At 40.7% G+C, this 12,533-nt stretch carries 9 protein-coding genes and 2 pseudogenes; 1 reads left to right on the forward strand and 10 read right to left on the reverse strand.

Annotation, left to right across the window (positions count from 1 at the left end; all coding sequences use genetic code 11):
• The 9 genes and pseudogenes from HT698_RS10355 to HT698_RS07690 all read right to left on the reverse strand — a co-directional run.
• Nucleotides 1-964: pseudogene (locus HT698_RS10355) on the reverse strand (hypothetical protein); the annotation flags it as partial.
• A gap of 626 nt (nt 965-1,590) precedes the next feature.
• Entirely contained in the window at nt 1,591-2,778 is a 1,188-nt protein-coding gene (locus HT698_RS07655; RefSeq protein WP_173218979.1) for a CAP domain-containing protein, read from the reverse strand.
• 134 nt (nt 2,779-2,912) lie between these two features.
• Entirely contained in the window at nt 2,913-3,950 is a 1,038-nt protein-coding gene (locus HT698_RS07660; RefSeq protein WP_173218982.1) for an aldose epimerase family protein, read from the reverse strand.
• Between the two features lie 116 nt (nt 3,951-4,066).
• Nucleotides 4,067-5,233: an SIS domain-containing protein gene (locus tag HT698_RS07665; RefSeq protein WP_173218985.1), complete on the reverse strand. Its 1,167-nt coding sequence runs from the start codon at nt 5,231-5,233 to the stop codon at nt 4,067-4,069.
• A gap of 99 nt (nt 5,234-5,332) precedes the next feature.
• Complete coding sequence (locus tag HT698_RS07670) at nt 5,333-5,737, reverse strand: PTS sugar transporter subunit IIA (RefSeq protein WP_173218987.1); 405 nt, start codon at nt 5,735-5,737, stop codon at nt 5,333-5,335.
• 5 nt (nt 5,738-5,742) lie between these two features.
• Nucleotides 5,743-6,558, reverse strand: coding sequence for a PTS system mannose/fructose/sorbose family transporter subunit IID (locus HT698_RS07675; RefSeq protein WP_173218989.1), 816 nt, complete (start codon nt 6,556-6,558; stop codon nt 5,743-5,745).
• Nucleotides 6,545-7,450 (reverse strand): PTS mannose/fructose/sorbose/N-acetylgalactosamine transporter subunit IIC, encoded by a 906-nt coding sequence (locus HT698_RS07680; RefSeq protein WP_050235418.1) that lies wholly within the window; start codon nt 7,448-7,450, stop codon nt 6,545-6,547. The genes HT698_RS07675 and HT698_RS07680 overlap by 14 nt, the downstream gene beginning before the upstream one ends.
• Before the next feature lie 27 nt (nt 7,451-7,477).
• Nucleotides 7,478-7,954: a PTS system mannose/fructose/N-acetylgalactosamine-transporter subunit IIB gene (locus HT698_RS07685; RefSeq protein WP_000156967.1), complete on the reverse strand. Its 477-nt coding sequence runs from the start codon at nt 7,952-7,954 to the stop codon at nt 7,478-7,480.
• Entirely contained in the window at nt 7,951-9,738 is a 1,788-nt protein-coding gene (locus HT698_RS07690) for a beta-galactosidase (protein WP_173218991.1), read from the reverse strand. The genes HT698_RS07685 and HT698_RS07690 overlap by 4 nt, the downstream gene beginning before the upstream one ends.
• A 347-nt stretch (nt 9,739-10,085) precedes the next feature.
• Between HT698_RS07690 and HT698_RS07695 the strand changes: the two are divergent.
• Nucleotides 10,086-10,816: pseudogene (locus tag HT698_RS07695) on the forward strand (GntR family transcriptional regulator).
• Nucleotides 10,817-11,075: 259 nt separating this feature from the next.
• Here HT698_RS07695 and purB read toward each other — a convergent pair.
• Complete coding sequence (purB, locus tag HT698_RS07700) at nt 11,076-12,371, reverse strand: adenylosuccinate lyase (RefSeq protein WP_173218995.1); 1,296 nt, start codon at nt 12,369-12,371, stop codon at nt 11,076-11,078.
• Between the last annotated feature and the right edge of the window lie 162 nt (nt 12,372-12,533).

Below are 12,533 nucleotides of genomic sequence, written 5' to 3' on the forward strand. Positions count from 1 at the left end.
GTTTTTCCGCTGGTTTTTCTGCTGGTTTCTCTGCCGGTTTTTCCGCTGGTTTTTCTTTAGCTTTATCTTCTTCTGCAGCTTTCTTATTTAATTCATCGATAAATTTTTCAGCTTGTTTTGCAGTTAAGCCTTTTTTGAAGCCTTCTACAATTTGTTTTCTTGTTTCATCTGATGCTGCTTTTAATGCTGCAATTGTATCAGCTTTTGCTTTTGCTTCTTCTGGACTATTAGTTTCAGCTTTTTCTAATTCTGCGATTGCTGCTTTCAATGCTGCATCATAGTTTGCTAAAAATTCTTCCTGAGCTGCTTTCTCTTCTTCTGCTGACTTTTTATTTGCATCATCGATTGCTTTTTCAGCGTCTTCTGCAGTTAAGCCTTGTTTGAAACCTTCTACGATTTTAGCTTTTGTTTTATCTGCTTCTGCTTTTAATTTTGCAATCGTATCTTGAATTTGTTCTTCTATTTCAGGATTATTTTTTGCATCTTCTTCTAATTTTGAAACCGTATCCTTTAATGCCTTGTCAAAATTAGCTAAAAATTCTTGTTGAGCAGCTTCTTCTTCCTTAGCTTCTTTTTCTTCTGCAACTTCCTCTTCTTTAGCTTTTGATTCTATTTCTTCTTCAGCATCTTCTGCAGTTAGACCTTCTTTGAAGCGTTTTTCATAGTCAGCCTTCTGAGCTTCAGTTCGTTTTTTAAATTCATCAATAAACCCTTGAATTTGGTTTTCTAATTCTGGATCTCCTTTTCCTTTTGCATTGTCTAAATATTCTTGTAATTCTTTAACTGTAGCTTCTTTAGCTTTATCAAAATTAGATAAGAATTCTTTTTGCTTCTCTGATAAAGAATTTTCGACAGCTTGTGGAGCGTCTTCTGCTCTTACAAAAGTAGGCTGAGACGCAACAAAACCAGCCCCTAAGATAGCGACGCTGGCTAGACTTGTTAAAATCATTTTTTTCTTATTCATCTAAATTTACCTCTTTTCTGATAATCATTTTCAGACTACACTATATTAAGTATACCCCCCCCCACAAATCTTTGTCAAGTGTTTTATATTAAATTTTTGTTACATTTTTGTTCGGAATTTTATTTGTTTTATCAAAGTTTTTGTGAAAATCGTTTTGAAAACTTTGATATTTCTTTACATTTTCTTTCCTAGAGTTTCTCTTTTATTCTGGTGTGTATTTGCTTCTCACACTGCTTTTCTATTGCAGATGAGACTCAATGAAAATCAAAAAGCAAACTAGGAAGCGAATCGTAGGTTGCTCAAAACACTGTTTTGAGGTTGCAGATAGAACTGGCGAAGTCAGTAACATATACCTACACCAAGGCGAAGCTGACGTGGTTTGAAGAGATTTTCGAAGAGTATAAAGCTCACATTCCAGAAATAAACAGATACCAAAAGCAAATGTTCAAACTTGATTTTTGAATTAGGAATACTCCAGCGATGACTCGTCCTTATTTTCAGTGAATAGCAACTGACTCTAAACACTCCAAAAAAAGAGGCCAATGTTCGCCATCAACCTCTTTCTTATCATTCATTCTTTTTGCTAAGTAAGATGAATACTTTACCTATGGCCTGACATTTTCAGCCTAGTTTACCCATTCACCATTACCATTTACACGGTAACCATCTGGTGTTGTTGTGCTCACTGCCAAAGCGCCTGAACCATTTGCATAGTACCAGTGTTGACCTACTTTAAACCAACCCGTCTTCATGATCCCTTCTTCATCAAGGTAATACCAGGTACCATTTTCCTTGTACCAACCTGTTTTCATAGCTCCTGAGCCATCAAAGTAGAACCATCTGCTACCATCTGTTCCCCAGCCTGTAAACATAGCGCCTGAGTTACTTAGATAATACACCGATCCATCAACTTCTACAAATCCAGTCTGCATGACACCTAGGTCATTCAAGTAGTACCATTGACCACCTGTTTTCAACCAGCCTGTCTTCACATCACCAGACTCATAAAAATACCACTTGCCATTAGACTGCACCCAGCCAGACTGATCAGACGTAGATTTTCTGAAATCTTTCAGCGGTGTTTCTACAACTATAGCTTTACTTTTAATTGTTGAAAGGTTTGAGGCAGTCACTTCTGTGTACTGAACAGCAGAACCATATCCACCAGCCAATTCCTCTGAAGAAGTCGTAGTTCCTAGAGCCAAAGCAACCGTTGCTGCTTTCTGAGGACTAGCTGCATTTTTAAAAGCAGCAAGACCCACATGGGTAAATTTAGGGTTAATCAAGTTCTCATAATAAGATGAAAATTCTTTTGATGTTTTATCTTTCTTTTTCGCCACATATTGCGCCTTTTCAGCATGCCAGTTTTCAATTGCTTTTAGAAATCCATCAGGATTCAAATCTAAAGCTTCTCCACTTAGGCTATTACCAGATGGAAAGGCAGTCCAGTTGTTTTTACTGGAAAGACGTTCAGCCTTCAGCGCAACAGATACCTCAGCAGCGCGTACAAAAGCCGTTTTCTCATGGTCAACTGACCATTTGACAGGAACATACTTATCTACCAAACCTTCGTCGGCTGCTTCTTTACGAATTTTATTGATAGCATCTAAAATAGATTGTTGATGAGGAGGCAAAAATTCTCCCTTGATTCCAACCAAAACATTGCCACTAGAAGGTTTTAGCACCTCTGAGGTCAATACATTACCATCAGCAGATTGTGTTGCAACCAGTCTGTCGTTGGCAAAAACATCATTTGTCAAAACTGCTCCTGCCAAGGTCAAGGCCAAGGCGCTAGCAAATACAATTTTCTTCATTTCTTTCTTACTCCTTATTGTAGTTTGAATATTATCTTAACAGATACCTTTCAACGTTTAATTATATCATATTTTCCTACTATTTGTCTTTGCTTACCTATTCCTAAATCCCAAAAGTAGGCGCAATGATTCTTTTATTTCACAACAAGTTCATAACGTGTCTTACTTGTGAAGGTTTGACCAGCTTTAAGGATGACTTGGTCTTTGAGGTTACTGTGAATGGCATCTGGTAAAGCTTGCGCTTCAAGGGCAATCCCATTGTGCTGTACCATTGGCTGACCTCCTATGATGACACTCTCATCCACAAAATTTGCTGTGTAGACTACAAAGCAAGGAGCCTCTGTCTTGAAGAGCAGGAAGCGACCTGAGTTTTGGTCATAAAGAAAACCAGCATTGTCATGGCCTGCAGGAAGGGCAAATGGATGATCCAAACCAGATACCAGTTGGATTTGCTCATCTTCTTCTGCAAAGATGTCTTTCAACAAGGCACCATTGTAGATGTGTTTGACCACATCACGAGTAGCATCTGGAGTTTTTGCAGGAACACCGTCGGGAGCAATTGGGTAAATGCCCTCTGTGTTTAGTTGGAAGACATGGCGGTCAATGGTCTGCGTGAAATCACCAGACAAGTTGAAGTAGCTGTGGTTGGTCGGATTGACCAGCGTATCCTGATCGGTCGTTACCTTGTAGCTGATTTCGTAGGCACCAGTTTCTTCCAAGTGGTAACTGATCCAAATCTTGAGATTTCCAGGAAATCCTCCTGTCCCATCTGTACGCTCTGTGTAGAGGGTCAAGCCATGGTCGCTCACTTCGACTAGTTCAAACAAGCTCGAATCCCAACCAGTTGAACCACTGTGGTTACAGTTGCTAGCATTGTTGACTTCAAGGTCATAAGTCTTGCCATTGAGCTCAAATGTCGCACCTGCAATACGGCCCGCCACAGGACCTACGCTAGCTCCATGCTTGGGACTATTACCTACATAGCTATCAAAGTCATCAAATCCCAAGATAACATTGGCAAAATTTCCAGCCTTGTCAGGTGTGACATAACGCAAGATGGTCGCACCATAAGTCATAACCTCAAGTTGGTAGCCACTGTCAGTTTCAAATCGATAGGCCAATACATCCTTGCCCTCATGATTTCCAAATACACGCTCTGTGTATGCTTTCATTCTGTTCTCCTTTTACTATTTCTCTCAATCAAACAAACCATAGAAAGCGAATTGACAATCTATGGTTTACTTGTATGATTTACAAACTCCTTTATCAAGAATTCATAAACACTGTCTTACTTTTGATATTCGTGGATGATAACACCTTGTACCACACGGTTTACTGTACCAGTAGGAGACGGTGTATCTGGTTTATTTTCGACCTTAAGTGAAGTCAATAGGGCAAAGAGTTGAGCATAAACGATGTAAGGGAAGACACGGTAAATATCATTCAAGACACCGCCACAACCAAGGGCCACTTCTTTGACATTTTCAAGACCAAAGGCTTGATCACTCAAAAGCACAACACGACGAGCAATCTGGTCACCAGCAACCTCACGAACCAAGTCCAAGTCGTACTTACGAGTGTAGTCTGTCGTTGTCCCAAAGACCAAGACAACTGTATCTTCGTTGATCAGAGATTTTGGACCGTGACGGAAGCCAACTGGACTTTCATACATGGTCGCCACTTGGCCAGCTGTCAATTCCAAAATCTTGAGCTGAGCTTCATGAGCAAGTCCAAAGAAAGGACCTGCACCAAGGTAGATGACACGGTTAAAGTCTAGGTCAACAAGTTCTTTGACATCTTCTGGATTGTCTAGGATTTTACGGGCAAGACTAGATACAACTTCAAAACGTTCAGCTTTCACAGCAAATTCTGTAGGATCAAAGACCAAGAGAGCTGTCAACATCATAGACGTAAAGCTAGAGGTCATAGCAAATCCAGCGTCATTAGAAGCAGCTGGTTGCAAGAGCAAGAGATTACGGTCATCACCGTGGGCTTGAAGAGCCAATTTACCGTCCGTTGCACACGTAATCGTCACTTGGTAAAGCTCATCCACCAAGGCCTTGGCCAAATCAACAGTCGCCACACTTTCAGGTGAATTTCCGCTGCGAGCAAAAGATACTAGGACAGTTGCCACATCTTTTTTCAAATAAGTTTCTGGATTGGCAACAATATCTGTGGTCGCAATAGCATTGAAATTCCATTTGCGTTCGTCATAGACTTCCTTAAAGTAAGGCACCAAGGTATCTCCCACATAAGCAGAAGTCCCAGCACCTGTCAAAATAACCTTGATATAGTCATGTTTATCAGCAATCCCTTGTAGGAAGGCTGCAATTTCTTCACCTTTTGCTTGATAAGATTCAAAAGCTTCTTTCCATACGTCAGGCTGTTGGTAGATTTCACGTGTAGTGATTTCTGCACCCAATTCGATCAAGTCTTCTTTTGTATAATGTAGCATTGAGTTCCTCTTTTTCTATCAAATATGGGAATGGGAGTAAGCCCCATTCCCATGTATATTCTATATAAGTTGTTCTGACGATGTTCACGTTGTCACATCTTATTCATCTTCGTCATCATCGAAGCCCGCTAACAGGTCATTAACTTTCACAATGCTTTCTGCAGCACGGTTCTTATAGTCCGCATCTGCGCCTGTAAGGCTCGCATTGATAAATTCAATCACCATTGGAAGATTCATCCCTGCGTAAAGTTCGATGTCACGACCTTCCATAATCAAACGGCTTACCACGTTACAAGGTGTCCCACCGAGAAGATCCGCAAAGACTAGGAAATCATCCAATCCTTCAATAGCAGCTTCGAATTTTGCAGTAAAGTCTTCTGGCCCATCTTCTGGAAGAAGAGCTACTGTATGAATGTTGTCTTGTGGGCCCATAATCATTTCCGTACTACCTTTAAGCTCTTCACAGAAGCGACCATGGCTCACCAAAATCAATGATTTCGCCATAAAAATTACATTCCAAGTGCAAAGTGACCAAGGGCAGAAAGAACCAAAGCAAGTACGATAATAATACCGATAGCTTTAGTAGAGTTCATACCTTTCTTACCAAGCAACCAGAAGATAAAGGCAGTAAAGATTGCTGGAAGCAAACGTGGGAAGATTTGGTTCAAGATGTCTTGGAAATCAATCATCTTTTCACCGATTGGCAACTTGTAAGAAATTTCAAAGTTGATCATTGTTGCTACAAGAGCACCCATCATGAAGACACCAAGTACAGATGCAGCGTCAATCAAAGCTGTCAAGGTACTTTGCATGTTGTTGATAAGGTTAACCCCTTCTTTGTAGGCAAATTCCAACTGTTTCCAACGGAAGATGTCATACGCTACTGCAACTGCAATCCAAAGGAAGATACCCCAAGGTTGGCCAGCGATAGCCATAGTTGCTGCGACTGACCCCATGATAGCAGGTACAAGTGAACCAAAGATTGTATCTCCAAGAGGAGCGAATGGCCCCATCAAACCTGTCTTGATACCGTTAACGGCGTCTTTTGAACCCACACCATCTTTTTCTTCCATGGCAAGGTCAAAACCAGCGATAATGGTATGGAAGAATGGTGAAGTATTGAAGAATTGAGTATGAACTTTCATCATTTCTTTCAATTCAGGAGTTCCATCCCCATACATTTTACGCAATTGAGGCAAGATCATATAAAGGTAACCAGAAGCTTGCATACGTTCGTAGTTCCAACCTAATTGGAAAGTAAACAAGCTACGTTTGTTGATTTGATTAAAATCTTCTTTTGTTAGTTTGTAATTAGAATTCGTCATCTTCGATTTCCCCACTTTCTGATGGTGTAGAAGGTGCTGCTACAGCTACTTTTTGGCTATTTTTGAAGTGAAGCACTGCAAGGAAGATACCTACGATAGAAATACCAATCATAGACAAACCTTTGAAGTTGTTCACGAAACCAATTTTTTCAGCAACTTCAGCAGGAAGAGTACCTACGATACCAGCAACAGCGCCACCAAGACCTGTTACATATGAGTAAAGAACAGTCAACATAGCTGTCAAACCGAATCCCATAGCAAGGTAGTGAAGGTTACGTTTAACTGGAAGGTAACGAAGCAAGATTGCAAATCCAAGACCTGGAAGCATACGTCCTGCAAGTGTCAAACCATCTGCAATCCATTGGTATTCTGTCACTAAGTCTACTACATGTTGCACAAAGGCACCACCAAAAGCAAGGGCAAAGAAGACTGGAAGGGCACGAGATAGAGCCCAAGGAATCGCACCAAGCAAGTAGTTGCGTTCAATACCTTTATAGTCAAAGCGTTCGATGGCAGCATCCACACGGTGAGCGAAGAAGGTAGTAGTCATACGTCCAAGAACGTCGAAGTAAGTCAAGAGAGCTGCTACTGGTACAGCGATTGTAGTAATTGCAAGCGGTGCATCAATTCCTTGTGAAACAGAGAAGGCTGTCGCAAGAACCGCACCAGAAGTTGCGTCGATACGAGAAGCACCACCGAAGGTACCAACCCCAAGAACGAACAGTTGCAAGTTACCACCGATAAGCAAACCAGTAGTCACATCTCCCATGATTAAACCAGTAATGAAACCAGCAAATACAGGGGAACCTGCAGATGAAACGATCGTCAACTCATCACAGATTTGATAAGCTGAGTACAAAGTGAGAAGTAAAATTTGCCACCATTGTATCATAACAATGACCTCCTAAAAAATTTTTTCCTATTTTAATAAGCTCAAAAAGTCTGAAATTGGATCATTTGGAACCATTTGAGCAGTAAGTTTAACACCTTTTTCTGCCAGTTTGTGGAAATCTTCCACATCCTTGTCTACTACGTTGATAGAACGTGTAATAGAACGAGTTTCTGGTGTTTGAGACATATTCCCAACATTGAGGGTTTCAAGTGGTACACCTGCTTCGACCAAGCCAAGGAAGCGGTCTGGTTTACGAGCCACGATAAAGAGACGTTGGCTATCGTACTTACCAGCAAGAATATTGGCTGCCGCTTTCTCAACTGGCAATATACTGAGTTTCACACCTGGTGGTGTCGCAAGTTTCAAACCACTCTTTTCAATATCGTTGTTGACAACTTCGTCGTCTACAACCATAATGCGTGAAACATTTAGTTTTCCAGCCCAAAGATTGGCTACTTGTCCGTGGATCAAACGTCCATCGATACGGCATCCTACAATTGTCATAAGTTTTCCCCCTTTATGTGTTTTAGTGTAGGTTTACGAGTTAAATGAATCTCTTCTTTATATTGACCTTCTGTTTCAAAGATAATGATGCGGTTGGCACCTTCCTTGAGATAGCTATGAGGGATATAAAGTGAGAGGGTTGGGCCGACGTTCCAAAAACGTCCTAGATTCTGCCCATTGACAAAGGCAACTCCCTTACCAAACTCAGACAAGTCTAGGTAAGTATCTTTTGGCTCTTCGACCATAAAGTCATAAGCATAAAAGGCTGGTTGTCCTTGAGTCCATCCTTTTGAAAAATCAATTTTCTCAGGATTGTCTAGTGGGAGTGGATAGTGTTTCCAGTTCAGTAAGAAATGCAAATCCTTACAAACCCCTGTCCGAATTCCCTTACGTTGCGTATCCGCTAAGAACTTGTGTCCATAGTTGACACGCCCCATATTTTCTATCAATATGTCAATCCTAGATAACGCTTTCTTTTCGCCTTGATAGAAAATATCTTCCCCAATCTCTGTCTGATATTGGGTTTTGACCCATTGACCATCGACATACAGCTGGGCCCTATCTCGACCATCAATGATACGAAGTCTTTCTTCTTCTGCATCCCAGTTTGTTTCTGTTCGATAGAGTAGGTAGCCATAGCTTTGTCCCAACTCCTCCATCTTTTTAGGATAGAGACTTTCTACAGGACTTGACAAGCTATCTAAGGTTTCAAACAAGGAAACTTTTTCAACCAGTGGAATAGCATCCAACTCCATACTCTCTTTGTAGAGTGGTTCCAACTGCGGATACTCTGGGAAATGTGTTGCCATCATCTTCTTGACTGCCAGATATTTAGCAGTTGGATTCCCTTCTTCATCCAGAAGGGCATCATAATCATAAGATGTAACTTGTGGCAGGTCCAAAGTTCCTCGAGCCGAGCAACCATTCATGAAACCAAAGTTTGTCCCACCATGGAACATGTAAAGATTGATGGAGCCTTGTTCCAAAACCTCTCGAACAGCTTCTGCCAACTCTTTTGGATCCCGTGTGATAATCGGTTCTTTCCAACGATTGAACCAGCCATCCCAGAACTCCATACACATGAGTGGCCATTTCTTGCCATACTCATCAAAGAATTCCTGCATCTGTGAAAAGTTGTAAGGTGCCTTAGAACCAAAGTTGCCTGTCACAAAGAGATCATCTTCGATCAAAGTTCCAGCTTTCAGAGTAGCTCTCCATGGACCATCTGATGTAAATAGAGGACAGGTTACGCCACGCTCTTCCATCAACTGTCGAATCGCTCTCAGGTAAGTCTTATCTTCTCCGTAAGAACCATACTCATTTTCAACCTGCATCATGAGGATATTGCCACCATTGTCCAACAGATGTGGAACCAATCGTGGTAAGAGCTGGTCATAATAGCGACCGACAGCCTCAATATAGGCAGGATCTGAAGAACGAATCCTCATGTCTTTGGTTAAGAGCCAAGCCGGCAAACCACCGAATTCCCATTCCGCACAGATGAAGGGCGACGGACGAACGATAGCGTAGAGACCCAAGTCTTGCGCTGTCTGAAGAAACCGCTCCAAATCCAGAGCTCCTTCAAAGTGAAACTCACCCTCACGAGGCTCGTGTAAATTCCAAGCAACATAAGTCTCTACCGTATTAAACCCAAGAGCCTTCAAGTTATAGAGCGAATGATACCAATCCTCTGGAGGAACCCTAAAATAATGAATGGCGCCAGATAAAATCTTAAATGATTTTCCATCAAGATAGAAATCATCTCGTATCTCAAATCGTGTCATAAAACTACCTTCTGACCGCGAAAGTTTACGCTTTCATTTGTTGTTATGGTAATTATAAACCAATCTGTTTGAATTGTCAATAGAAATTGTCGGAATATTTGCTAGAATTTTACTATTATACACACGTTCAATTAGTTTCAAACATTTTCAGACCCATTTCAAACGCTCTTTACATTCAGAATATAGAACCTAAAATAATTTTGTATAAAATACATTTATAAAATACGAGCAATCCCTATATAGCTTAATTTTTCAAACTATTATTCTAATTTTTTATTCAAAAGACTACTATTTTTTTCGCTTTTATGGTAAAATTTTCTATGGAGAAGGAAAATAGAGGTAAAAATATGGCAATTCCCAAATATCAATACATAAAAGACGAATTAAAAAATAAAATCATCTCTGGGCAGTTTAGCAGTGGAGATAAATTTTACACTGAAGCAGAACTCATTTCAATGTACGATGTCAGTTCTATCACAGTTGTCCGCGCCTTAAACGACCTTGCTAAAGATGGCTATATTGTCCGCCAACAAGGAAAAGGAACCTTCGTTTCACGTGCACGCAAACACAAACTTGTAGAGTTTTCGGATATTGAACTCTTTAATGCTAAAGATGATAAGGTAACTGTTCTTTCAATTGAACGCGGAAACAAGCTCGTTTACTTGGAAAAATTGGGTCTACGCGGCGATCAATTCTACTACAAGATTGAACGTGTCCGCGAATCAAACGGTGTCGTTTATATCTACCATACATCCTACATCCCAGAACAATATATCAACGCAAATTATCCAAACCTTGAATACTATAGTTCTATCTATAACCGTTTCAAGTTAGACTACCACATTCACATGAATGATGAACACTTTGAAGAAATCAACGAAATAGTCTTTCCAACTCCAGAACATGCGGCTTCAGTCCTCGGAGTCGATGAACAATTCCCTACTGTCCTACAAACTAAAATCACCAAACTAAAATCACCAAACTCGAATCAACTGGTCAAGTTTTAGGATACAGTGAAACTTACAAACGATCTGATTATTACAAGATTAAATTCATCTCATGTGACCGTGATCACTAAGAAGAAAGCCTGAGCCTAATCGCTTGGGCTTTTTCTATGATTATTATATGACATAGTAGATTGAAATAGAATATAGACAAATCGATTAGGAAATTTAAATCAATTTCTAGTAATATTTTAGAAGTCACAGTATACTATTCTATATTCAACATATTATAAAATATTGGTTATTTTTTTCAAAAGCACTTTAATAAAAAAGAAAAATCGAAGTTCTGCTACTCCAGTAAATAGAGTAATAGAACTTCGATTTTTATTCTAATTATCCTAATCCAAGACGTTCAAAGATATCATCCACTCGTTTGGTGTAGTAAAGAGGGTTGAAAATCTCGTCGATTTCCTCTTGTGTGAGGCGTGATGTTATTTCTGGATCTGCTTCCAACAGTGGTTTGAAGTCTACTTGGTTGTCCCAAGAGTAGGCTGTTTTTGGTTGTACCAAGTCATAGGCTTGCTCACGGGTCATCCCTTTTTCAATCAAGGTCAACATAGCACGTTGGCTGAAAATCAAACCAAATGTCGAGTTCATATTGCGGATCATATTTTCTGGGAAGACCGTCAAGTTCTTGACAATATTTCCAAAGCGGTTGAGCATGTAGTCAATCAAGATAGTTGTATCTGGTGTGATGATGCGTTCAGCTGATGAGTGGGAAATGTCTCGTTCGTGCCAGAGAGCAACGTTTTCATAGGCTGTAATCATATGACCACGGATAACACGCGCAAGACCTGTCATATTTTCAGAACCGATAGGGTTGCGTTTGTGAGGCATAGCAGATGAACCTTTTTGACCTTTGGCAAAGAATTCTTCTACTTCGCGTTGTTCAGATTTTTGCAAACCACGAATCTCAGTCGCCATACGTTCGATAGAAGTTGCGATGCTGGCAAGAACCGCAAAGTACTCAGCGTGAAGGTCACGAGGAAGCACCTGTGTAGAGATTTCTTGGGCACGAATACCCAATTTGTCGCAGACATATTGCTCTACAAATGGTGGGATATTAGCAAAGTTCCCAACCGCACCAGAAATCTTACCAGCTTCCACACCAGCAGCCGCATGCTCGAAACGCTCGATATTGCGCTTCATTTCGCTATACCAAGTCGCCAATTTAAGACCAAAGGTTGTAGGCTCAGCGTGCACACCGTGGGTACGACCCATCATGATGGTGAACTTGTGTTCCTTAGCCTTGTCAGCGATGATGTTGGTAAAGTTTTCAAGGTCACGACGGATGATATCGTTGGCCTGCTTGTAGAGGTAACCGTAGGCCGTATCCACCACGTCGGTAGAAGTCAAACCATAGTGAACCCACTTGCGCTCTTCACCAAGAGTCTCAGAAACCGCACGTGTGAAGGCAACCACATCGTGGCGAGTCTCTTGCTCAATCTCCAAAATACGGTCGATGTCAAAGTCCGCCTTTTCACGAATCAAAGCTACATCTTCCTTAGGGATTTCCCCCAACTCAGCCCATGCCTCATCAGCGAGGATTTCTACCTCAAGCCAAGCACGGTATTTATTTTCTTCACTCCAAATGTTCGCCATCTCCGGGCGAGAGTAACGGTTGATCATGTTGTTTCTCCTTAAAAATCTTTTTTATCTATGAGGCTCAGGAAACTTTGCATTATTAGATGCTAAATTAGGGTTTGTAGAAAATAAAATTAGGAAGTAATAATCCTTTGATTACTCTAATCAGCTATCATGCAAACTTCAACCATTGCAATAAGTCAAATG

The sequence above is a fragment of the Streptococcus sp. 3109 genome (assembly GCF_013276905.1).
Classification (GTDB): domain Bacteria; phylum Bacillota; class Bacilli; order Lactobacillales; family Streptococcaceae; genus Streptococcus.